The 22,224-nt window shown below is 61.1% G+C and carries 19 protein-coding genes and 3 pseudogenes; 7 read left to right on the forward strand and 15 right to left on the reverse strand.

Features of this window, described 5'->3' with window-relative positions:
• Window positions 1–12 precede the first annotated feature (12 nt).
• Together GKR99_19585 and guaB are read right to left on the reverse strand one after the other, a co-directional pair.
• Window positions 13–1,112, reverse strand: a pseudogene (locus tag GKR99_19585) (RsmB/NOP family class I SAM-dependent RNA methyltransferase).
• Between the two features lie 71 nt (window positions 1,113–1,183).
• Complete coding sequence (guaB, locus tag GKR99_19590) at window positions 1,184–2,632, reverse strand: IMP dehydrogenase (GenBank protein NKB29635.1); 1,449 nt, start codon at window positions 2,630–2,632, stop codon at window positions 1,184–1,186.
• Between the two features lie 366 nt (window positions 2,633–2,998).
• Here guaB and bmt point away from each other — a divergent pair, with 366 nt between their 5' ends.
• A complete protein-coding gene (gene bmt / locus GKR99_19595; GenBank protein NKB29636.1) occupies window positions 2,999–4,006 on the forward strand; it encodes a betaine--homocysteine S-methyltransferase in 1,008 nt (335 codons plus the stop codon).
• Window positions 4,007–4,082: 76 nt separating this feature from the next.
• On the opposite strand, the gene GKR99_19600 is transcribed toward bmt, so the two are convergent.
• Window positions 4,083–5,165: a PA0069 family radical SAM protein gene (locus tag GKR99_19600; protein NKB29637.1), complete on the reverse strand. Its 1,083-nt coding sequence runs from the start codon at window positions 5,163–5,165 to the stop codon at window positions 4,083–4,085.
• A gap of 145 nt (window positions 5,166–5,310) precedes the next feature.
• Between GKR99_19600 and GKR99_19605 the strand changes: the two genes are divergently transcribed.
• The 3 genes from GKR99_19605 (at window position 5,311) to GKR99_19615 (ending at window position 6,910) form a co-directional block, all read left to right on the forward strand.
• A complete protein-coding gene (locus GKR99_19605; GenBank protein NKB29638.1) occupies window positions 5,311–6,015 on the forward strand; it encodes a cobalamin-binding protein in 705 nt (234 codons plus the stop codon).
• Between the two features lie 59 nt (window positions 6,016–6,074).
• Complete coding sequence (locus GKR99_19610; protein NKB29639.1) at window positions 6,075–6,278, forward strand: hypothetical protein; 204 nt, start codon at window positions 6,075–6,077, stop codon at window positions 6,276–6,278.
• A 116-nt stretch (window positions 6,279–6,394) separates the two neighbouring features.
• Entirely contained in the window at window positions 6,395–6,910 is a 516-nt protein-coding gene (locus tag GKR99_19615) for a DUF1638 domain-containing protein (protein NKB29640.1), read from the forward strand.
• Here GKR99_19615 and GKR99_19620 read toward each other — a convergent pair.
• Window positions 6,902–7,315, reverse strand: a complete 414-nt coding sequence (locus GKR99_19620; protein ID NKB29641.1) for a cysteine desulfuration protein SufE — start codon at window positions 7,313–7,315, stop codon at window positions 6,902–6,904. The two genes, GKR99_19615 and GKR99_19620, sit on opposite strands and share 9 nt — an antisense overlap.
• Window positions 7,316–7,408: 93 nt before the next feature.
• Between GKR99_19620 and GKR99_19625 the strand changes: the two genes are divergently transcribed.
• Window positions 7,409–7,879, forward strand: a complete 471-nt coding sequence (locus tag GKR99_19625) for a hypothetical protein (protein ID NKB29642.1) — start codon at window positions 7,409–7,411, stop codon at window positions 7,877–7,879.
• 638 nt (window positions 7,880–8,517) lie between these two features.
• Here the strand turns inward: GKR99_19625 and GKR99_19630 are convergent.
• The 4 genes and pseudogenes from GKR99_19630 to GKR99_19645 form a co-directional block, all read right to left on the reverse strand.
• A pseudogene (locus GKR99_19630) lies at window positions 8,518–9,476 on the reverse strand (IS630 family transposase).
• 317 nt (window positions 9,477–9,793) lie between these two features.
• Entirely contained in the window at window positions 9,794–10,357 is a 564-nt protein-coding gene (locus tag GKR99_19635; protein NKB29643.1) for a hypothetical protein, read from the reverse strand.
• A 124-nt stretch (window positions 10,358–10,481) separates the two neighbouring features.
• Window positions 10,482–11,440, reverse strand: a pseudogene (locus GKR99_19640) (IS630 family transposase).
• Window positions 11,441–11,520: 80 nt separating this feature from the next.
• Window positions 11,521–11,799, reverse strand: a complete 279-nt coding sequence (locus GKR99_19645; GenBank protein ID NKB29644.1) for a DUF1153 domain-containing protein — start codon at window positions 11,797–11,799, stop codon at window positions 11,521–11,523.
• 128 nt (window positions 11,800–11,927) lie between these two features.
• Here GKR99_19645 and mnmA point away from each other — a divergent pair, with 128 nt between their 5' ends.
• The gene (gene mnmA, locus GKR99_19650) at window positions 11,928–13,070 is read left to right on the forward strand and encodes a tRNA 2-thiouridine(34) synthase MnmA (protein ID NKB29645.1); all 1,143 of its coding nucleotides are present in this window, start codon (window positions 11,928–11,930) and stop codon (window positions 13,068–13,070) included.
• Window positions 13,063–13,575 carry a GNAT family N-acetyltransferase gene (locus tag GKR99_19655; protein NKB29646.1) on the forward strand — a complete coding sequence of 171 codons (513 nt, stop codon included), beginning with the start codon at window positions 13,063–13,065 and terminating at the stop codon, window positions 13,573–13,575. The genes mnmA and GKR99_19655 overlap by 8 nt, the downstream gene beginning before the upstream one ends.
• Window positions 13,576–13,847: 272 nt before the next feature.
• Here GKR99_19655 and lpxB read toward each other — a convergent pair whose 3' ends face one another.
• The 7 genes from lpxB to rseP form a co-directional block, all read right to left on the reverse strand.
• Window positions 13,848–15,017, reverse strand: a complete 1,170-nt coding sequence (gene lpxB, locus GKR99_19660) for a lipid-A-disaccharide synthase (protein NKB29647.1) — start codon at window positions 15,015–15,017, stop codon at window positions 13,848–13,850.
• Window positions 15,014–15,820, reverse strand: a complete 807-nt coding sequence (locus GKR99_19665; GenBank protein NKB29648.1) for a DUF1009 domain-containing protein — start codon at window positions 15,818–15,820, stop codon at window positions 15,014–15,016. The genes lpxB and GKR99_19665 overlap by 4 nt, the downstream gene beginning before the upstream one ends.
• Before the next feature lie 5 nt (window positions 15,821–15,825).
• A complete protein-coding gene (lpxA, locus tag GKR99_19670) occupies window positions 15,826–16,614 on the reverse strand; it encodes an acyl-ACP--UDP-N-acetylglucosamine O-acyltransferase (protein ID NKB29649.1) in 789 nt (262 codons plus the stop codon).
• On the reverse strand, window positions 16,611–17,075 hold the full coding sequence (fabZ, locus tag GKR99_19675) for a 3-hydroxyacyl-ACP dehydratase FabZ (GenBank protein NKB29650.1): 465 nt from the start codon (window positions 17,073–17,075) through the stop codon (window positions 16,611–16,613). Before fabZ ends, lpxA begins: the two co-directional genes overlap by 4 nt.
• 169 nt (window positions 17,076–17,244) lie before the next feature.
• Complete coding sequence (locus tag GKR99_19680; GenBank protein NKB29651.1) at window positions 17,245–17,967, reverse strand: OmpH family outer membrane protein; 723 nt, start codon at window positions 17,965–17,967, stop codon at window positions 17,245–17,247.
• A gap of 13 nt (window positions 17,968–17,980) precedes the next feature.
• Window positions 17,981–20,314 carry an outer membrane protein assembly factor BamA gene (gene bamA / locus GKR99_19685; protein NKB29652.1) on the reverse strand — a complete coding sequence of 778 codons (2,334 nt, stop codon included), beginning with the start codon at window positions 20,312–20,314 and terminating at the stop codon, window positions 17,981–17,983.
• A gap of 567 nt (window positions 20,315–20,881) precedes the next feature.
• The gene (gene rseP / locus GKR99_19690; protein NKB29653.1) at window positions 20,882–22,219 is read right to left on the reverse strand and encodes an RIP metalloprotease RseP; all 1,338 of its coding nucleotides are present in this window, start codon (window positions 22,217–22,219) and stop codon (window positions 20,882–20,884) included.
• Window positions 22,220–22,224: the final 5 nt, after the last annotated feature.

Below are 22,224 nucleotides of genomic sequence, written 5' to 3' on the forward strand. Positions count from 1 at the left end.
AATTGTCACCAGCTAAGCAGATTTGCGGCGCAGCAACGCAATAAAAAACCCGTCACCGCCCTCAAGCGGGCTAAGCGCGCGTGAAAAGTCACACTGCCAATCCGGGTGCGCATCCAGGAAGTTATTGATCTGGCTCCGGTTTTCTGCGTCGAGGAGCGAGCATGTGATGTACGCCAGTGTTCCGCCATCGGCGACCATCGGGGCCACTTGACGCAGTATCTGCCGCTGTGTCGTTACGTACTGTGCGACACCGGCCTGGGTAAGACGCCATTTCGCATCGGGGTTTCGCCGCCAGGCACCGGTGCTGGAACAGGGAACATCCGTCACCACCACATCAAATTTAACCGATGTATTAAAGTCTGTTACGATGCGATCCTGAAGTTGCGCGCGAATTGCGCGCGTGGCCAGATCGCGCATCCGTTCCGGGTTCGCGTCATGGGCCGTCACGTCTGCACCGCGCGCGGCCAGCGCCAGCGTTTTTCCCCCACCACCGGCACAGTAATCCAGCACGCGGCTGCCCACGGCGACGGGCACCAGATCACTGACCGCTTGCGACGCGGCATCCTGCACCTCGACCAGCCCGTCCAGAAACGCCTGACTTGATCGGATTTTTCGCGTGTTGTCAATCACTTCCAGGGCGTTCTTCGACAATAAGTGCGGCCGCGCCACGACCCCATCCGCGGCGCGCGCGTCCGCATCAGCTCCATCACCGCCTCAAACTCTGGCCCGAGCGATTCGCGCAACATTGCTTCCACCGCCTCCGGGCAATCCAGCGCAGCGGCACCTGTGGGCTGGGGCGGCACGGCCCTTTCGGCATCACTCAGAACCGGCGGGCTATAACCCTGGCCGGTGAACAGCGCGTCCAGATCCGCCCCGTCAGCGCGTAATAGTCCAATCATCACAGCGCGACCGCTTTCGCCCCCGCCCAGCGCCGCGGCAGAGCGTCGTCGCCGCAAGGCATCAAACACGTGATCCCGGATCGCAGCCCGGTCACCGGACCCGGCAAAACGATGGCCGCGCGCCCAGCGTGTCAACTGCTGCTCAGCCGGCGCGCCGGATAGGATTGCGTCCAGAATTTCGATCGCCGCAGCGACCCGCGCCCCGGGTGTCATGCCGCCGGCACCTTGTGCAGTTTACAGCTCATTTATAAAATCCGCTTCAACCCGCAATTTGCTGTACACAATCACATTATTCGATAATTCGGACTTTCACGCGTGATCCGCACATCGTGGACATGGCTTTCTTTCAGGCCCGCACCGGTGATCTTCACGAACCGGCAATTCTGCCGCATTTCGTCCACCGTCGCACAACCGGTATAGCCCATCGCCGCGCGCAGTCCGCCAACCATCTGATGCACCACGGTCGCGGCTGATCCCTTGTAGGGCACCTGCCCCTCGATCCCTTCAGGCACCAGTTTGTCCGAGGCCGCATCTTTCTGAAAATACCGATCCGCAGACCCCTGCGCCATTGCGCCCAAACTTCCCATACCACGATAACTTTTAAAGCTACGCCTTTGATACAAAATGACTTCTCCGGGGCTTTCATCGGTGCCTGCGATCATGCTGCCAACCATTGCGCAGGACGCGCCCGCCGCAATCGCCTTAGCGAAATCACCCGAATACTTAATGCCGCCGTCGGCGATCACCGGCACATCGCCTGCCGCCGCAGCGCAGTCCATGATCGCGGTCAACTGCGGCACACCAACCCCGGCCACCATCCGCGTCGTACAGATGGATCCCGGCCCGATCCCGACCTTGACCGCATCGGCCCCGGCATCAATCAACGCTTTCGTCGCCTCGCCCGTGGCGACATTTCCGGCAACGATTTGTACCTGATTGCTCAACGACTTGGCGCGTTTCACCGCCGCCGCAACGCCTTCGGAATGGCCGTGTGCGGTGTCGATCACAATCATATCCGCGCCCGCCTCAACCATCGCCGCAGAACGCTCAAACCCCGCGTCCCCGACCGTGGTGGCCGCCGCCACCCGCAACCGCCCCAGGGCATCCTTGCAGGCCGCCGGGTTCAGCACCGCCTGTTCGGAATCCTTCAACGTCAGCAACCCGGTCAGCTTGCCCTTGCCATCAGTGACAAGCAGCTTTTCGATCCGCCGCGCCTCCATCAGGCTGCGCGCCTCATCCAGGTCGGCCGGTTCCGTCAGCATCGCCAGATTGTCCGAGGTCATCATCACCTTCACCGGCGTCGCGTCGTCGCGCGCAAACCGCATATCCCGGTTGGTGACGATCCCAACGACCCGCCCGTCGCCGCCGACAACCGGAAAGCCGCTGACATTATAGCGTGATTGCAATGCCTTGGCATCCGCCAGCGTCTGATCCTCGGTCAGGGTGATCGGGTTGTAAACGATGCCGGAAACGAAACGTTTGACGCGCCGAACCTCGCGCGCCTGTGATTCCGTGTCGAGGTTGCGATGGATCACGCCCATGCCACCGGCCTGCGCCATGGCGATGGCCATCCGCGCCTCGGTCACCGTATCCATGGCCGAGGACAGCAACGGAATGTTCAGCGCAATGTCCTTGGTTGCCCAGGTCGCTGTATTCGCCGTGGAGGGCAAAACGCTGGACGCCCCCGGCACCAGCAGCACATCATCAAAGGTCAGGGCCTCGCGAATCTCCATGGGATGCATCCTTTTGCGGAGGGGTTCGTTTGGCGCTTTCCTATCGCATGGACCGCGCGCGTCCGAAAGGCCCAAATTGTGTCATCCGGCATGATGCCCGCAACATTTTGCGCCCCGCCATCCGCGACGCGCGAAAATGATCATGAAACCGCTCGGCCGGGTCCACCATTCGCATGCACCGCTCCGCGAACTTTGCGTCGCAGAGAATGCTGAACTTTCCGAACTTCACATTTCACACTAAACACATTCTATAATAGTTTGTAATTTCGGCAAATTGCGATTCGTTCATTAACGTGAATTCACCTCATCATCTTCATGAGAATTCCGGTCGTTGCGTGCAGGCGCAACACGTGACATGCCGCGCGGATGACCAATGCCCTTTCCGATATGCTGGCCAGCCGCGACTGGATCCTGACCGATGGCGCCACCGGCACAACCTTGTTCAACATGGGGCTGCAGGCCGGTGATGCGCCCGAACTGTGGAACGTGGACGCGCCCGACAAGGTGCGCGCGTTGTATTCCGGGGCAATCGGGGCCGGGTCTGATCTGTTCCTGACCAACACATTCGGCGGCAACGCCGCGCGCCTGAAACTGCACAACGCCCAATCCCGCGTGGCCGAGCTGAACCGCGCAGGCGCCGAAATCGGCCGCGACCTGGCCGACAAGGCGGGCCGCCCCGTGGTTGTCGCCGGATCGGTTGGCCCAACGGGCGAGATCATGGAGCCCCTTGGCCCGCTGTCGGAATCCGACGCAACCGAAATTTTCCACGAACAGGCCGAGGGCCTGAAAGACGGCGGCGCGGATGTCCTGTGGGTTGAAACGATTTCCGCGCCGGAAGAATACCGCGCAGCCTCCAGAGCGGCGGCGCTGGCGGGTATGCCTTGGGTCGGCACGATGAGTTTCGATACCGCCGGGCGCACGATGATGGGGCTAACCTCGAAAGCGATGGTTGCCATGGTCGGCAAGCTGCATCACCCGCCGCTGGCGTTTGGCGCAAATTGCGGGGTCGGCGCGTCGGACCTGTTGCGAACCGTGCTCGGATTTGCCGACGCCGGGGCGCCCCTGCCGCTGGTCGCCAAGGGCAACGCGGGCATCCCGAAGTATGTCGACGGCCATATTCATTATGACGGCACGCCTGACCTGATGGCTGATTATGCGGTCCTGGCGCGTGACAGCGGTGCCCGGATTATCGGCGGCTGCTGCGGAACGACGCCGGATCACCTGGTCAAAATGCGCACCGCACTGGAAACCCGCCCGCCCGGCCCGCGCCCGGAATTGGCCGCCATCGAAGCGGCGCTCGGCGGCTTTTCCTCGCCCAGCGACGGCACCGACGGCAACGCACCCGCCCCGCGCCGGGGACGACGCCGGGGCTGACTCCCACACGCCTTCTCAGCCTGTCAAACTACGCACGCCGAAGGCTGCCCCGAACGTAGCGAGGCCCCTTCCAATCCTAAAACAAAGACAATTGGTCCCCCGCCCGCGCAGGCACCGCAAACAGGTCGGTACGCAGCGGCGCCAATCTTTCGACCAAGCCCAACCGGCGACAGGCCAGTTCAAAGCGCGCGCGCAAAATCGCGGCATAGGGCCCGCTGCCCCGCATCCGCTTGCCCCACTCTGCATCGTAATCCTTACCGCCGTGCATGTCGCGCACATGCCCCATGACTTTGGCCGCCCGCCCCGGAAATCGTTCCTCAAGCCAGTCACGGAACAACGGTGAGACCTCTCGCGGCAGGCGCAACATGATCGAGCTTGCCGCGACCGCCCCCGCCGCCCGCGCGGTGGCCAAAATCGGCTCCACCTCATGACAGGTCAGCCCCGGCACCACGGGCGAGACCATGACCCGCACCTCAATTCCAGCAGCACTCAGCTTGCGGATCGTCTCGACCCGGCGCGCCGGGGGTGGCACGCGGGGTTCCATCGCCCGCGCCACGTTCCGGTCCAGCGTTGTGACCGATATCCCGACCCGCACCAGCCCACGCGCCGCCATATCCGACAGAATGTCGATGTCCCGCTCGATCAAGCTGCCCTTGGTGACGATGGCGACCGGATGGTTGTGGGCGTTCAGCACGTCGAGCAGCCCGCGCATGATCCCCCGATCCCGCTCGACCGGCTGATAGGGGTCTGTGTTGGTCCCGATCGCGATCGTCGATGGCTGATAGGATTTGCGCGCCAATTCCGCCTCCAGCACCTGCGGCGCCGTAGGCCGTGCCACCAGACGGGTTTCGAAATCCAGCCCCGGCGACAGGCCCAGATAGGCGTGGGTTGGGCGCGCAAAGCAATAGATACAGCCGTGTTCGCAGCCCCGGTAAGGATTGATCGAACGATCAAAGCTCAGGTCAGGCGAGGTGTTTTTTGTAATCACACTGCGCGGGATCTCATCACTGACTTCGGTGCGCAGCGGCGGCAAATCTTCGTCGCGATCCCAGCCGTCATCCACGGCTATCATCGAATAGGGCTCGAACCGATTGGTCCGGTTGCTGGTCGCCGCACGGCCCTTTCGGTTTTCTCCGGCTATGGGAATTTCTGCTTCCATACGGGCAAAATAGAACAAACAAAGAACATAGACAAGCCCACATCCGCCCGCAGGTCGGGACTAACCCTACCTATGTCGCATTCAACATTGTCCTTTCACGCCAACAGGTTCATCACGGATCGAAAGCCCGATGGAGACACCTGACATGGCCGACGAAGATGACGACATCATTCTGGCGGACCTGGACGACGAAGAACTCGTCAAGCAGATGTTCGACGACCTCTACGATGGTCTGAAAGAAGAGATCGAAGAAGGCGTCAACATCCTGTTGGGGCGCAAGTGGCAGCCATACCGCGTTCTGACCGAGGCACTGGTCGGCGGCATGAAGATCGTCGGTGATGACTTCCGGGACGGCATCCTGTTCGTGCCCGAAGTTTTGCTGGCCGCCAACGCGATGAAGGGCGGCATGGCAATCCTGAAGCCACTGCTGGCCGAAACCGGCGCGCCACGCATGGGCAAGATGGTGATCGGCACCGTCAAGGGCGACATCCACGACATCGGCAAGAACCTGGTCGGTATGATGATGGAAGGCGCGGGCTTTGAAGTCGTTGACCTTGGCATCAACAACGCCGTCGAAAAATACCTGGAGGCGCTGGACGCGGAAGAAGCGGATATCCTGGGTATGTCAGCCCTGCTGACCACCACGATGCCCTATATGAAAGTGGTCATCGACACGATGGTCCAAACCGGCATTCGCGACGACTATATCATCCTGGTGGGTGGCGCGCCGCTGAACGAGGAATTTGGCAAGGCCATTGGCGCCGACGCCTATTGTCGTGACGCCGCTGTCGCCGTCGAAACTGCCAAACAATTCATGGCACGCAAACACAACGAACTGGCCGCAGGCTGACATCGGCAGGGCTTGCGCCGCCGGGCGTCAGCACCGACATAGGTGGCAGGGGGAAACTCATGCCGATATCGCGTATCCTGATAACGCTTGCGATCGTGCTGGTTGGCGCGGCGCTGACGATCTGGCTGGCGGTGTTTGTCGGCGGCTACACCGACAAACAGATCAATCCGCGCGTCCTGGCCGGCGCGCTGATTGTCGCGTTGGTTGTACGCGGCTGGAGCGCCCGACGCGCGCGAAAACGCAAGCCAGAGGTGGACGATTGACCAATCTGCCCCCCGATCAGATCCTGACACGGGATGGATTGGCCCCGGACCAAGGAGGCCGCGTTCTGCTGATCGCCTGCGGCGCCCTCGCCCGAGAGATTGTGGCCCTGCGCGACATGAACGGCTGGACGCATATGGATCTGACCTGTCTGCCGGCGATCTTTCACAACCATCCCGAACGGATCGTGCCGGGGGTCGAGGCTGCAGTGGAAAAGCATCAGCGCGATTACGATCAGATCTTCGTGGTCTACGCCGATTGTGGCACCGGCGGGCAGTTGCAGGCCGCCTGCGATCGGTTGGGTGTGTCGATGGTCAAGGGGCCGCATTGTTATGCGTTCTACGATGGCCTCGACCACTTCGCTGCGCGGGACGAAATCACGTCCTTCTACCTGACCGATTTCCTGGCCCGACAGTTCGACGCCTTCGTCTGGAAGCCGCTGGGTCTGGAAAAGCACCCCGAGTTGCTGGAAATGTACTTCGGCAACTACGAAAAACTGGTCTATCTGGCGCAGGTCGAAGATGCCGATCTGGACGCGCGGGCCGAGGCTTTGGCCAGTCGTCTGGGGCTGGACTATGAACGGCGTTTCACCGGATACGGTGATCTGTCAGCGGCCCTTGCACCCCTAGGCTGAGGCGTCCGAGGCCAGAAGGCGAATACGCTCGATCATTGCGCGCAATCCGTTAGAGCGTTGCGCCGACAGGTGATCGGTCAGGCCCAGCCGCGCAAATTCGGCCCCCGCGTCCACATCCAGCACCTGCGCCGGGGTCAGCCCGGAATAAAGCGCGTGCAGGATGGCAATCAGCCCGCGCACGATCATCGCGTCACTCTCTCCCTGGAAATCAAAATTGTTTGCGTCGATCTTGGGCAACAGCCAAACTTGGCTGGCGCAGCCGTCGACCTTGGTGGCAGGCACGCGGAATGCCTCATCCAGGGGGGGCATGGCGCGGCCAAGCTCGATCACGTGACGATAGCGGTCTTCCCAGTCGTCCAGAAAATCGAAGGTTTCGACGATGTCTTCAAACGCAGCACTGGCCATTGCTTGCCTTCCTTGTGGTCGATGCGGCCTCTTGGTCTTTTCAAAACCCGCGCCATGGGCTACGCCAATGGGCGGAAAAGGGGAAGGCTGGCAATGCGAATTCACACGATTGCGGTTTTGGTTGGTGCGATGACAGTAACCGGGTGTAGCGGCGGCCTTAGCGCGCTGAACCCGATGAACATGTTCAAGACCTCGGAAGATGTCGAGATGCTGACCCCGCTGGAAGCGCGTGACCGGCGGCGCGACCCGCGCCCGCTGATGGAGCAGGTCACGACGCTAGAGATCGAGCCGTCACCAGGCGGCGCGTTGATCCGCGTTTCAGGCAGCGCGCCGACGACCGGCTACTACGGGGTCGATCTGTTGGAAGTGAACGAAGGCGTGCCGGTGGGCGGTATCCTGACCTATCATTTCGTCGCAGCGCCACCGCCCCGGGATCGCGCGGTCACGCCCGGCGGACAAACCCTGCAGGTCACGGCAGCCAAATTCGTGAGTGAACAGGTTCTGGCCGAAACACGCGAAATTCTTGTGGTCGCCGAACGCAACGCGCGAAGCGCCAAACGCTAAGGCGCATATGTCACCGCCGCAGTGGCGCTTTGCCAATCGGTATCACGGGGCGCGGCTGAACTGGTCGGCACCACCGGTTGAGTTGTCGCCTGGTTTGACTGGAATCTGCGATCGGGCATTAAAACGCCAAAGCGCCGTCCATTCAGCCTGCAACAATGCCCGAAGGCCAATGATCGCCCCAAGGCGGGGTCCGCCGGGGCAGAGGGTTGGTGCTGCAGTTCTTTAACAGCTTCATTCATTTGATCTGCACCGATGCCGGAAGATGAACGCCCGTCCTAAGCAGCGCGTGCGCCCGACCGGCGGGCTGGCACAGCAACAAGGGACAGATGCGTTTTTTGGTGCTGTATTAGCCGTCAACTCTGACAGACGTGACCACCCCGAACGTCTCATAGGCCACGTCCTCGCCAGCTTTGTAGATCGAACGCAGAGAGAGTGTCCGGGCTGCTGCTGAGAGAAGGAAGTGTTGGGCCATTGTCATCATATCCGGTGTTGTTACTCACTGGATATGGATACTTGTATAGTCACATTCAATGGTCTATACCATTAAAAGTGATGATATAGGTGAAACATGAAGAAAAATGACCCAGTCAACATCGAGTATGAAGCAAAGGCCAAGAACCTCCTAAAGCGTTTCGACATTAACCTGAGACATATCCGGCGGCCTTAAAGTAGTTCCAGCATTCTACTGGGTCGTAGAGATCGCAGATTGCTCCGATTGCTTCGAAGACCTGGGTAAAGGACCTGGCCCCGATCCGTCGCAAATGGGCTTTCAGTTTAGAGAAGGCCTGCTCGATGGGATTCAGGTCGGGCGAGTACGGTGGCAGGTAAAGGAACCAGCAGCCGTGATTGCGTAAAGCCTGCGTCGCCTCCTTATTCCGGTGGGTTGCCAGGTTGTCGAGAATGACGACAGTGCCGGGGTTGATCTCGGGGACCAGCACTTCGCGGATGTAGGCCGCGAAGGCGGGGCCATCTATCGCTCCCTTGATGACCCAAGGTGCGATCAGCGCGCCTTGGGTCAGGCCCGCGATCAAGGTTTGGGTTCCCCAGCTTCCGAAGGGCGCATCCATCGTCAGGCGCTTACCGCGCTTGGCTCTGCCGCGTAGGCGCGTGAGGTTTGTCTTCACTGCGGTTTCGTCAATAAAGACAACGCGCTCAGGAAAGGTCGCAATGGCTGGCGAGCGGTATCTGAACCAGTCGGCCCGTTGCTGCCTTACCTTGGCGCGGCGGCGCTCGGTTGCGACCAGCGACTTTTTTTGTACGTGAAGCCGAGCCGGGACAGAAGGTTGGCGATGGAGGAGTGATGCACCCGCACACCCTCTGCATCGGCCAGCGCATTACGCAACTCAAAGAGCGTGATGTCAGGGTCTTGTGCGATCAACTCCTCAAAGAATTCCCGATGCGGAGCCAGCTTTCCCTTGCCGCGCGGCGGTCCCTGCCGGGCAGGTTCCGCATGACCCTTCATCCTCACCTGACGCGCCCACCGCGCGCCTGTGGCAGGCGACAGCTTCAACCGCAACGCCGCCGCGCGCCCGCTCAACCCTTCTTCAATGTATCTCTGAAACCGTATCCGAAGCGCAGATGGCAAAGGTGCTGACATGATCCATCCTCCCAAACAGGATGAATCACAGATCAGGTCTCAAGGGAATCCCTCGCGATTCAGGTTCAAGCCGAAACGCTTTAAAAGCTGAACTAAGACGTAGGGGCGTGACCTATTCCCAGCTTGCTGAACTACTTAGCGAGTTGGGCGTTCAGGAAAACGAGAGAAACCTAAACAACAAAATCAGTCGCGGGGGATTCTCAGCGTCGTTTCTTCTGCTTTGTCTAGAAGCAGTTGGGGCGAAGTCTGTGGAAGTGGTCTAGTAAGGCTTTCGGAGATATTCTTGTGATGGCCCGCCAATTCCCTACGGCATTCCATTACCTCGGCCAAAACTTGATCTGCGGAAAATAGAATTTTGGCGACTTGTACGAAGTCTTTACATTCATTGACAAAATCTGGTCCGCACATGGCTTGATTGCTATCTCTGAGAATATTTCCCAGGGGTTCGCCATGTCTGGCAGATGCGGCTGACTAATCCACTGTTGGGCGATACTTAGGATTGTCGCAGTGTCGTGGGCCAAACGCTTTCGCGCCTCGCGCGCGGCGTCACGAGCGCCAGATGCGGGGATATCTTCTAGATCGTTTATCCTTTGAGTCAGCCCCCCGATCTTTGCCTGATCGTCACGCCAGAGTAAGTATGGGGTTGCAAGAATGCGCAAACCTAGAACTGCAACGGCAATGTAGCCGATGAAAACGAATGCGTCTTGACCGCTATCAGGCAACATCGGAGTGCCACGATAAGCCTGATACGCAGCAATTATTGGGGGCAGAAGTACGCCCAACACATCCGTAAGCCTGAAAGTAGGGGCCAGAACACGTTTGAAATAGAGCGCGACATATTCCGAAATCATCTGCCGATCTTGCCGCACCGCGCGTACCATGTGGAGTCATTTCACCGACCCCCCTGGTGCGTTTGATACATAAGGCCGAATATTTGCGTCAAAAGGTTAATTGCAGGTTACCGGTGTACCACGGACGGCATGTTCCCCCTAAAGCGTTTCGACATTAACCTGAGACATATCCGGCGGCCTTAAAGTAGTTCCAGCATTCTACTGGGTCGTAGAGATCGCAGATTGCTCCGATTGCTTCGAAGACCTGGGTAAAGGACCTGGCCCCGATCCGTCGCAAATGGGCTTTCAGTTTAGAGAAGGCCTGCTCGATGGGGTTCAGGTCGGGCGAGTACGGTGGCAGGTAAAGGAACCAGCAGCCGTGATTGCGTAAAGCCTGCGTCGCCTCCTTATTCCGGTGGGTTGCCAGGTTGTCGAGAATGACGACAGTGCCGGGGTTGATCTCGGGGACCAGCACTTCGCGGATGTAGGCCGCGAAGGCGGGGCCATCTATCGCTCCCTTGATGACCCAAGGTGCGATCAGCGCGCCTTGGGTCAGGCCCGCGATCAAGGTTTGGGTTCCCCAGCTTCCGAAGGGCGCATCCATCGTCAGGCGCTTACCGCGCTTGGCTCTGCCGCGTAGGCGCGTGAGGTTTGTCTTCACTGCGGTTTCGTCAATAAAGACAACGCGCTCAGGAAAGGTCGCAATGGCTGGCGAGCGGTATCTGAACCAGTCGGCCCGTTGCTGCCTTACCTTGGCGCGGCGGCGCTCGGTGGCGACCAGCGACTTTTTTTGTACGTGAAGCCGAGCCGGGACAGAAGGTTGGCGATGGAGGAGTGATGCACCCGCACACCCTCTGCATCGGCCAGCGCATTACGCAACTCAAAGAGCGTGATGTCAGGGTCTTGTGCGATCAACTCCTCAAAGAATTCCCGATGCGGAGCCAGCTTTCCCTTGCCGCGCGGCGGTCCCTGCCGGGCAGGTTCCGCATGACCCTTCATCCTCACCTGACGCGCCCACCGCGCGCCTGTGGCAGGCGACAGCTTCAACCGCAACGCCGCCGCGCGCCCGCTCAACCCTTCTTCAATGTATCTCTGAAACCGTATCCGAAGCGCAGATGGCAAAGGTGCTGACATGATCCATCCTCCCAAACAGGATGAATCACAGATCAGGTCTCAAGGGAATCCCTCGCGATTCAGGTTCAAGCCGAAACGCTTTAGAGTTGACGATATTTTTGTGTCGCTGTTGCTTTCAGCGCCTTTTCGCCGTGTTTGCGCACCGCGGCGGCCCATCCGTCAAGCTCTTCATCGGACAAGGCATAGATCTCCATCGCCTCATCCCGGCTGATCAAACCGCAATCTATCGCCCGAATCACCGCCGCCTTGCGGCTGGCAACCCAACGACGGGTGCGCGGATTGGGCAGGTCGGCCCGGCTCATCCGTTTTCCACCCGGTATCTCGACCGTGCGCGGCCCCTCGATCTTTCGCAGGTACATCTTGTTCACTCCCTCGGCATCACGCGGATGTTCTGGCCCGAACAGCCTTAAAACATGATGAAACGCACGCTTGTGAGTGCGTGGCATTTTCCTATATTCCAACGCATCACCTTAACCCGGAGTGCACCATGGCCCTCGACGCCGCCCCGCTGAATTCGCTTGGCTTCGCCAAATCGCCCGCTGAGACGCGGGTGGTTGTGGCAATGTCGGGCGGCGTGGACAGTTCGGTTGTCGCCGCCGAACTGGCGCGCGAAGGCTATGACGTGGTCGGCGTGACGCTGCAGCTTTACGACCACGGCGCGGCGCTGGCCAAGAAGGGTGCTTGCTGCGCAGGGCAGGATATCCACGATGCCCGCCGCGTGGCCGAGGATATGGGCTTTCCCCACTACGTTCTTGATTACGAAAACAAGTTCCGCGAGGCGGTGATCGACGAATTCGCTGACAATTATCTGGCAGGCGCAACCCCGGTGCCCTGCATCCGCTGTAATGAGCGGGTGAAGTTTCGCGACCTGCTGGAAACGGCGCGCGATTTGGATGCCGACTGCATGGCAACGGGCCATTACATCCGCCGCGAAGTCGGCGAGACGGGGCCGGAACTGCACATGGCCGCCGATCCGGTGCGCGATCAGTCTTATTTCCTGTTCTCGACCACGCCGGAACAACTGTCATACCTGCGCTTTCCGCTTGGGGGGCTCGCCTCCAAGGGGGAAACCCGCGCATTGGCCGAACGCCACGGGCTGTCGATTGCCGACAAACCCGACAGTCAGGATATCTGCTTCGTCCCGAACGGCGATTATGCCGCCGTGATCGAAAAACTGCGCCCCGGCGCCGCCGATCCGGGTGAAATCGTGCACGTCGATGGCCGGGTTCTGGGCACCCATCCCGGCGTGATCCACTATACCGTCGGCCAGCGCCGGGGTCTTGGCATCGGTGGCCTGGCCGACCCGCTTTATGTGGTGAAACTGGATGTCGAGGCGCGCCGCGTCGTTGTCGGCCCGAAAGACATGCTCGCCACGTGCCGCGTCCCGGTGCGCGAGGTCAACTGGCTGGGCGACGGGCCATTCGCAGATACAGCGGAACGCGAAGTCTCGGTCAAGATCCGCTCGACCCGCCCCCCGCGCGAGGCGATCCTGCGCGCCGTTTCGGATACCGAGGCCGAGGTCGAATTGCTAAGCCCCGAAGAAGGCGTCAGCCCGGGCCAGGCCTGCGTATTCTACGAAACCGGCAGCACCCGCGTGTTGGGTGGCGGCTGGATCTGGCGGGGTGCCTGACGCGCTGACCACCGCGCGGCTGACGCTGGATCCGATAGTCGCCACGGACGCGCCCGGCCTGCCCCCGATTTTCGCAGATCCTGAGGTCATGCGCTATTTCGACAACCCGCATACCTCGTTGGCAGAAACCGAGCGCTGGGTGCGCCGCAGTGCCGAAGCACCGCCAGAAACGACCCGCGAGTTCACAATCCGCAGGGGCGGGCAAATCATCGGCAAGGCAGGCATCTGGAACGCGCCCGAGATTGGCTTCCTGCTGCACCGCGATCACTGGCGGCAAGGGCTGATGGCCGAGGCACTTGGCACGTTGATCCCGTATCTGTTCGCCGTCATGGACCTGCCTGCGATCACCGCCGACGTAGACCCGCGCAACACGCCTTCGCTGGCGTTGCTGAACAAGCTGGGTTTTGTTGAAACCGGGCGGGCAGAGCGGACCATCAAGATTGGTGGTGAGTGGTGCGACAGCGTGTACCTGCGGTTGCGGCGAGATATTTCGCGACAACCATGATGGTCTGTTGTGGCCGGGAGCGGACGTTGGCCGCTCTCCTTGCGCCCGGTGCGCGCCGTTAGGCGCAGGGCGCGCGCCGGACCGGTCCCACCGGTCAGGCGCTGGTCTGAACTTGGTGCTTCCAAGCAAGTTGACGGCCAAACCCGAGCCATAAATCATTCAAACTCTATGGCACAGCGCCAGCCCACCGGCCCGGCACGCGCCCTGCTTGCGCTGCATAGGTGATGCGTCCACTCCATGCCAAGTGCATCCCGCCGGTTACGCCCATGTTTCTAGCGTCCGCCCTGCCCCACCTCATCCAGAACGGCGCGCGCCGCGCGCAACCCCGGCGCTTCGCCGCCGCGCCCCAGCCGCTCCATCGTCACGTCCAGCGCCTTGGTCTGCGCCGCCGGGTCGGCCAGCACCGCGCGCAACGCATCGGCAATCGGGCCGGGCTTGCAATCCGCGCCAATGAATTCCGGCACCACCCGCGTTTCACTCACCAGATTGACCAGCGTCACCGTGTCGATCAGCAGTTTACGCTTCATGATCGCCCGCGTGATCCAGTTCATGTCATAGGCAATGACCATCGGCGTGCCCGCCGCCGCCAGTTCCAGCGACACGGTGCCCGAGGCCGCCAGCGCCACATCCGCAGCAGCAAATGCCGCCCGTTTGATCGCCAGAGCTCGCGGCAAATCCATTCCACGCGGGTCCAGAACAACCGGTTCACCGGGCCAGCGCGCCGTTGCGGCAAGAACCGCATCGGTCACAGGCGCGGCAGCGGGAACAATCACGCGGGTCCCGGGTGCAGCGCCCACAACCTGGCCGAGCGCCGCGCCGAAAACCTCGGACAGCCGCGACACCTCCGCGGCGCGCGAGCCCGGCAGGGCGAGCACCATTGGCGCATCGCCGATCCGGTACCGTTCGCGAAAATCAGCAACCTCGCCCGCATTGGCCTGCGGCTCGGCGACCACCGGGTGACCGACGAAATCGGCGCGGATGCCGTGGGCCTCCATAAACGGGGGTTCGAATGGCAGCAGGCACAGCACCTGATCGACAACGCCGACCATCCTCTCGGCACGTTTTGGCCGCCATGCCCAGACCGAGGGCGCAACGTAGTGCACGACGCGAACATCACTGGCGGCTTTGACGCGTTTGGCCACACGCAGGCAGAAATCGGGGCTGTCGATTGTGATCAACACATCCGGGCGCGCCTCGATCACCGCTTCTGCCATCTGATCCACCCGTCGCATCAGGTGGCGGTACTTCGGCAGCACCTCGACCAGCCCCATGACGGACAGTTCTTTCATGTCGAACCGGCTGACCAGCCCCTCGGCCTGCATCGCGCTGCCACCGACCCCGTCGAATTCCATTTCCGCCAGCGTCTTCAGGCCCGCCATCAATGCACCGCCAAGACGGTCGCCCGACGGTTCCCCGGCGATGACGAAAGCGCGCGAAGTCACGACAGGCGCGTCCACAGAAACAGGCCCAGACGATCCGCCTCGGCCACGGCTTCTTCCGGGTCAATCACCAGCACGCTGCCCGCCTCGATCACCACGCCGGTCAATCCCGCAGCGGCCGCGGCGCGGATCGTGGCGGGGCCGATTGTGGGCAGGTCGGCTCGCCGGTCCTGTCCCGGTTTAGCTGCCTTGATCAGGAGGCCTCCGGGGGGCAGATCATCCGGGCGCTTTATAAGTGTCTCCAGCATCCAATCCGTGCCTGGCGCCGCCTCAACCGCGATGACGGTGCCCATGGCCACGACGCAGGCCTGCCCCACATCCGCCGCCCCCATGGCCGCGATCACGCGCATGCCGATCCGCGCTTCTTCGTCATCGTCGCGGTCTGGCTTGTTCTTCGTGGCCGCGCCCGGTGGCGGCAACAGGTCGGGCATGATCTGCGGCAGGGTAACAATCTCAAACCCCGCGTCGGCGAACAGGTTCAGAATTGTCCGAAGCGCCCCATCATCGCCGTCGCGCAGTGCAGAGGTTATCGTTGCGAACATCTGTTTGGTCCGGCGATCCACCCGTTCGGGATCAAGCATCGGGCGGCGAATGCGCCCGGCAAAAGCCACCCGCGTCACGCCGCGCGCCGCCAGGTCGTCAAAGAACCCGCCCAAAGTTTCCAGCCGAAAGGTGATGTCGGCCGAAACCGGAGTTCCCGCCTTGAACCCGTCCAGCTCCGCCACCAGCGGCGCTTGGCCCTCAGCCTGCAACCGTTCATAGACCAGCGCCGGCAACCGCCCCTGCCCCGCGATCAGCGCCAGCATCGCGCCTAGCCCGGCGTCAGGAACGAGCGGTCGCTGTCCCCGCAGACAAACTCGGTAATGGTGCGGACATAGTCGCTGTCGGTTTCCTCGCCCAATCGTCGGGCGCGATCCTGAAATGCCCCATCGCCCTGTGCGAGTGCCTGATACGCCGCCCTGAGCGCCGTAATGTCGTCGCGCGGAACGCCGCGGCGTTTCAGCCCGACCAGGTTTAGGCCGTCCAGTTCTCCACGCGGACCCTGCACCAGACCATAGGGAATCACATCGCGGGTGACGAAGGTCACCGCCCCGATGATCGCGCCTTGTCCCAGGCGGACAAACTGATGCGTTGCGGAATAGGCCCCGACGATTACGTCATCCTCGGCGATACAGTGGCCCGCCAACCCGGCGTTGTTCACAAGGATCACCCTGTCCCCAACCTGGCAATCATGGGCCACATGCGCGCCCGCCATGAACAGCCCATCATCGCCGATCCGGGTCACACCGCCGCCCCCGGCGGTGCCGGTATTCAGCGTCACACCTTCACGGATGCGGTTGCGCGCGCCGATGACCAGGCGCGTTTCCTCGCCACCGAATTTCTCGTCCTGCGGCACTTCCCCGACCGAGGCGAAAGGGAAGATCACGCTGTCGGTCCCGACCTCGGTCATGCCGGTTACCACCGCGTGGCTTTTGATGGTCACACCGTCGCCAAGGCGCACCTTGGGACCGATGACCGCGAAGGGGCCGACAGTGACGCCAACGCCCAGTTCCGCACCATCTTCGACGATGGCAGCCGGGTGAATTTGTGTCGCACTCATTTTTTCGGCAGGTCCATCATCGCCATGAATTGCGCCTGTGCGGCGAGTTCGCCGTCTACCTCGCCACGACCTTCGATCTTCCAGATCTTGCCGCCACCGCGCAGAGTCTTGATATGAAGTTTCAGCTGATCGCCCGGCACGACCTTGCGGCGGAATTTGCAACTGTCGATGGCCATGAAATAGATCAGCATGTTGGTGTCCTGCAATTGCTCGGTCACGCCAACCATCACGGCGGCGGTCTGGGCCATTGCTTCGATAATCGTCACACCCGGCATGATCGGCGTGCCCGGAAAATGGCCCTGAAAATGGGGCTCATTATAGGTCACGTTCTTAATGCCTGTCGCGCTGTCGGTGCCGACAATATCCACGACCCGGTCGATCAGCAGAAACGGATACCGGTGCGGAATGATTCGCTGGATAATCTGAATATCGGCGCTTTGCGGCGCGATGTCGTCGGTCATGGTGCGGCTCCTTAATTCTGAATTCGGGCGGTGCGCCGGGTCGCGGCAGCGGCTGGGCGTCACCTGCGGGTGCGGATTTTCCTACGACATGCCTGACCCGCTGTAACAACTGGCCGATTGGCAGACAAGTTGCCTTGGCGGCAGGTCGTAACACAGCGCAACACTGCGATCATTCCGTGGGCTGGGTTGGCTGTGGCTCGGCCGGGGTGGATGCCCCATCGATGTCTGTTGAAGGCGCCGACGCATCCGTTTCATTTGCGGCGTCTTCGCCGTCGTCGGTATCTGGCCGCGGTTCTGGCTGCACACCCGGGCTGGTGTTGGGGCCGGTGTTGGGGCTGTCATCTGGCTGCGCGCGATTTTGGTCCGTTCCGTCACCAATACTGCTGTCGATCCGCGCAATTGCGTCGGCTGTAATATCGATGCTTTCAGCGGCCAGGATCACCACACGCTGGTCCAGCAGGGCCACAGCGCCGCGTTCGATGACCAGCGCCCGAAGCACCGGCCCGGTCAGGCGCAGAAATGCCTGCCGGTCACCATCCAGCAATTGCCCGAGCGTGTTTGCCTTAGAGTCCTGTTCGGCCCGAATCCGTTGAACCTTGTCATCGAAGGCGTCGGCCAATGCGCGGAAGTCTTCGGGCGGAAGGTTACTGCGCTGATCGGTCAGCGCCTGTTCCTCTTCAATCAGCGCCGCCTCGATCTGGCGGTTTTCCCGGCTCAGCGCCTGAACACGCGCTTCGTGATCGCGCTGGACCCGCTGACCAAACATTGAATCGTTGAACAGACGATCCTGATCGACGGTCGCGATGGCGGGCGAAACGGTTTGCGCCCGGGCCGGTTGGGCCACGGGCGCAAGAAGTGTCAGGGCAATCGCCGCTGCCAGGGCTGCGCGCATCACCGCGCAGACCTCAGAACTGGGTCGAGATTGTCAGGTCGAAGTCACGCTCAACGTCATAGTCTTCCTTGACCACGGCCTTGGTGAAGTTGAACCGAAGCGGGCCAATCGGCGTTTTCCAGTGCAGCGCTACACCAACAGTTGCGCGCAAGTTCGCACCGTCGTCGACTGGGTCGCCCGGAGGTCCGCTGCCGCCGCCGCTACCGTCGATGTCGCCCGCCGTATCGTCGAGCGACCAGACAGTACCGACATCGGCAAACAGGCCACCGGTGATGCCGTATTCTTCGGGCACGCCGATTGGGAATTCAGCCTCGAACCGGGCAACCGCGAAGTAGTTGCCGCCCAATGCATCCATGTTCGGCGCATCCAGATCGCGCGGGCCGATACCGTTCGCCTCGAACCCGCGCATGACCGAGCTGCCCATGCGGAACCGGTCGGTGATCCGGGTTTCATAGCCGTCGTAGCCCATGATCGCCCCGCCTTCAATGGTGGCGCTGACCTTGATCTCCTCGTTCCAGACGCGGGTCTGCGCTTTGGCCAAAGCAGTCGTCTTGATGTATTTGGCATCGCCGCCAAGCCCGGCCAGATCCTGGCTAAAGCGCAGCAGATATCCGGTGTTCGGGTCGATCCCTGTGCGCCGTGTATCCCAGCTGTAGGTATAGCCAAGCGCGCTGGTAATCTCTTTCCCGACTTCACCCTGCAGGATCATCGACGAACTGGCCGGATCTACGTCCGACAGTTCCAACTGCGAGATTTCATAGCGCAGCGCCAGACGACCATTGTCCGAGACAGGGAATGCCACACTGGGCGAGAACCCGATCGATTCCGTATCGAACGACGCGTTGTCGTTGTCGGTTGAGCGATAATAGGCGTCGACGCCAAACCGCAGGTCACGACCCAGGAAGTATGGCTCGGCAAATTTAAAGTCGAGCTTCTTGTTGTCGGTGCCGGTTTGCAGGTCGAACGACAGCAACTGACCACGACCCAGGAAGTTCCGTTCCGAGAAACCGATGGCCAGCGCAGCACCCTGGTCGGCGCTATAGGAGGCACCAAGGGACAGCGACCCTGTCGGCGCCTCTTCCACATCGACGTCGATGATCACATGCTCGGGCGAAGACCCTTCGCGAGAGTTTACTTCGGCGACCGAGAAGAAGTTCAGAGCGCGGATCCGGTTCGCGGACTCGCGGATTTCACGCGGATTGAAGGGATCGCCCTCGACCGTGTTGAATTCGCGACGGATAACCCGGTCCAGCGTAGTTTGGTTGCCTTCGATATCGATCCGCTCAACAAAGATACGCTCTCCACGGGTGATGCGATATTCTATGTTCAGGGCAAGGTTCCGGTCGTCACGGATGATCACCGGTTCAATCTGGACGAAGCGCAGCCCTTTGCGCAGGGCCAGCCGCTCCATCTTCTCGACCGAGATTGCAACCGCCGTCGGCGTATAGACGCGGCCCGTCTTAACGCGCGATTCGGCCAGGAACTCATTCGCGTTCACGCCCGGAATTTCCGACACAGCCGTTGTTTCGCCGAAGCGGAACTGCTGCCCCTCACGCACACGGAAGGTGATGACCGTTCCGGCCCGATCACGCGACAATTCGCTTGTCACGTCCAGGACCGCGAAATCCACATAGCCCCGCGCCAGATAGAAATCCCGCAACAGGCTTTTGTCAAAGGCGATCCGTTCGGAAATGAAAGTGTCGCGCTTGATGATGCGGCGAATCAATCCGGCCTGCTTGGTATCGACCACGCTGCGCAGGCGCCGGTCGGAATACTGGCGGTTGCCGACGAACGAAACACGCTCATTCTCGACAATGTTGCCTTCCTGAACGGCGTATACCACGTCCACCCGGTTGTTCGAGCGGCGGATGATCTGCGGCGTGATGACGACAGCCAAACGGCCATTGTTCTGATAGGCTTCGGTCAGACGGGCAGCATCCTGTTCAGCAATCGTTGGCGAATAGACGCGGCGCGGCTGCGTGCGCAGAAGGCCAAGCAGAAAGTCATCTTTCAGCTTTTTGTTGCCTTCGATGTTGACGCGGTTGACCGTCGGCCATTCCTGCACCCGGATCGTCAGCTGATTGCCGCCGGGAATAAATTCGACCGTTTCGAACAGGCCGGAATTGTTCACACGCTGATATGCGGCGTTCAGGGCACCGGAACTGATGGACTGATTCCTTGGCAGCTTGGCATAGCTGAGGATCGTTCCATCCTCGATCCGCTGATTGCCTTCGATGGCGATCGTCGAAAATCGGAAGGATTGTGCTTCGGCCATGGAAACAAGGCCCATTCCGGCGATCGGTGCGGCAATCAAAGCCGCCATCACCAGTCTGGTTACCAGGGTCATGACGCCTGCTTTGCGCCGTATGCTGCTCACGAGGTCTTGTGTCATTCGCCCCTATCCGTATTCACGTCCCAAAAAACTTACCTTGTGACTAGCCCGAAAGCTGCCAACTGTCAAAAGCGACAACACCCTTTTCGGCGGTTCCGAAAAGGGTGTTGCATCAGTGTTGTCCAGATGGGGGCAAGCGGCGGATATCCGCCGCAATTCAATGGGCTATCAGAGTGAACCCAGAAACGCGCCAGCCGTCAGCGCAGCGCCGATTGCCGACAGGAAAATCAGCCGGTCAGCGTTAAGCCCAACCAGAAGTGAGAAGCCGCGGTATCCGTATTTGATCCGTTGCATGATGCGCTGCGCCCCCGTTGCCTCAATCGTCGCTTCTATTGGTTCCAAAACGGGTGATATCCCCGGAATGAGGCACGATTGCGTCAAGATACGGGCAGCATCGCGGAGTTGGCTTAACGGTCAATTAAACACAATCGCGGGCGCAGGGCGGACACGCCGGTCATGTACCGGTGCGGCCGTGGTCATACTGCTTTGGGATCGCCGAAAAAATCGTGACGTTCTGGATACTTAGGGGCAGAACAGATCATTAGACAGCGCAAAGACCATCAACGCCAGGATCGCCGTCAGTCCGATGCCCATCAGGATGCGCAGCGCGCGGTCAGACGGGGGCCGGCCTGTCACCGCCTCAAAGGCATGAAATACCAGGTGTCCGCCGTCCAGAACCGGAATCGGAAACAGGTTCAGCAGGCCCACGGCGGTCGACAGCACCGCAATGAACCAAATGAAACTGGTCCACCCCTGGCTGGCCGCCGCGCCTGAGGTCTGGGCGATGCCAATCGGCCCCCTCAGGTTACAGGACGAGATTTGCCCCGCAATCATGTGGTAAAGGCCCGAGATCGACGAAGTCACAACAAAAACAGTGCGTTCCGCGCCATAGCCGACCGCCTCAAACACGCCCGGCCGCTGAGTCGCGGGTTCAAACATCAACCCGCCCGAGATCCCGATAAGCCAGCGGGTTTCAAAACCGCCGCCCTCGACCGGAAGGTCCGCACTGCGCGGCACCAGCGTTACCTTGCGCAGATCGCCTTCGTTCCAGACATCCAGCAACAGCGGTTTGCCACCAGATGCGCCGACCATCTCGCGCAGGTCCGCAAATGCGACGACCGGAGTGCCATCAATGGCCACGATCACGTCCCCGACCTGCATGCCCGCATCCATAGCCGCCGAATCCGGCGTCAGACCTGATACCAGCGGCGGATAGGGGAACGGCGCCTGGACCACCTGTTCGCCACCGTCGCGCAGCACAGTGTAATCCAGCGCTTCTGCCCGTGGCAGATCGGCAACAAAGCTGTCGAATTCTTCGAATGCCGGCGTCGGCGTGCCGTTGATGGCCAGGATCTCGTCGCCGACCCGCAACTCCTGCGCCGGGCCAGGCAGCGGCAGAACCTCGGCAATGGTCAGCGGGTCAGACGCGGTGCCGCGGACCAGCAAAATGGCCGCAAAAACAATGATAGATAAGGCAAAATTGAACGCTGGTCCCGCCGCCACGGTCAGCGATCGCGCCCAGAGTGGCGCGCCGTGCATGGTGGCGCGCCTGTCACGCGCGTTCATCCCCTTGATCGCCTCGCCATCCTTGCCGGATGCGGCGTCGGCATCCCCCAGAAATCGCACATAGCCACCCAATGGCAGCGCCGCGATCTGCCAGCGGGTTCCGTGTTTGTCGAACCCCGACCATAACACGGGGCCGAACCCCAGGCTGAAGACCTCGGCATGGATGCCGGTCCAGCGACCGACGATATAGTGGCCATATTCATGCACGGCGACGATGATCAGCAACGCCAGAACAAATGCGCCCAGCGTCCAGATAACACCCCCGAATGACGGGATCAGTCCAACAATATCCAACGAAA

This window comes from Paracoccaceae bacterium (assembly GCA_012103375.1).
Lineage (GTDB): Bacteria > Pseudomonadota > Alphaproteobacteria > Rhodobacterales > Rhodobacteraceae > WLWX01.

What these genes read in the sequence shown, in the direction of transcription:
- GKR99_19620 (NKB29641.1), bottom strand. Translation starts at nt 7,315, where the DNA reads ATGGCCAGTGCTGCGTTTGAAGACATCGTCGAAACCTTCGATTTTCTG.
- fabZ (NKB29650.1), bottom strand. Translation starts at nt 17,075, where the DNA reads ATGACCGACGACATCGCGCCGCAAAGCGCCGATATTCAGATTATCCAG.
- guaB (NKB29635.1), bottom strand. Translation starts at nt 2,632, where the DNA reads ATGGAGATTCGCGAGGCCCTGACCTTTGATGATGTGCTGCTGGTGCCG.
- GKR99_19645 (NKB29644.1), bottom strand. Translation starts at nt 11,799, where the DNA reads ATGTACCTGCGAAAGATCGAGGGGCCGCGCACGGTCGAGATACCGGGT.
- lpxA (NKB29649.1), bottom strand. Translation starts at nt 16,614, where the DNA reads ATGAGTGCGACACAAATTCACCCGGCTGCCATCGTCGAAGATGGTGCG.
- bmt (NKB29636.1), top strand. Translation starts at nt 2,999, where the DNA reads ATGACCAATGCCCTTTCCGATATGCTGGCCAGCCGCGACTGGATCCTG.
- GKR99_19610 (NKB29639.1), top strand. Translation starts at nt 6,075, where the DNA reads ATGCCGATATCGCGTATCCTGATAACGCTTGCGATCGTGCTGGTTGGC.
- GKR99_19665 (NKB29648.1), bottom strand. Translation starts at nt 15,820, where the DNA reads ATGCTGGCGCTGATCGCGGGGCAGGGGCGGTTGCCGGCGCTGGTCTAT.
- GKR99_19600 (NKB29637.1), bottom strand. Translation starts at nt 5,165, where the DNA reads ATGGAAGCAGAAATTCCCATAGCCGGAGAAAACCGAAAGGGCCGTGCG.
- GKR99_19680 (NKB29651.1), bottom strand. Translation starts at nt 17,967, where the DNA reads ATGCGCGCAGCCCTGGCAGCGGCGATTGCCCTGACACTTCTTGCGCCC.
- GKR99_19605 (NKB29638.1), top strand. Translation starts at nt 5,311, where the DNA reads ATGGCCGACGAAGATGACGACATCATTCTGGCGGACCTGGACGACGAA.
- GKR99_19615 (NKB29640.1), top strand. Translation starts at nt 6,395, where the DNA reads ATGAACGGCTGGACGCATATGGATCTGACCTGTCTGCCGGCGATCTTT.
- GKR99_19625 (NKB29642.1), top strand. Translation starts at nt 7,409, where the DNA reads ATGCGAATTCACACGATTGCGGTTTTGGTTGGTGCGATGACAGTAACC.
- mnmA (NKB29645.1), top strand. Translation starts at nt 11,928, where the DNA reads ATGGCCCTCGACGCCGCCCCGCTGAATTCGCTTGGCTTCGCCAAATCG.
- GKR99_19635 (NKB29643.1), bottom strand. Translation starts at nt 10,357, where the DNA reads ATGGTACGCGCGGTGCGGCAAGATCGGCAGATGATTTCGGAATATGTC.
- bamA (NKB29652.1), bottom strand. Translation starts at nt 20,314, where the DNA reads ATGACCCTGGTAACCAGACTGGTGATGGCGGCTTTGATTGCCGCACCG.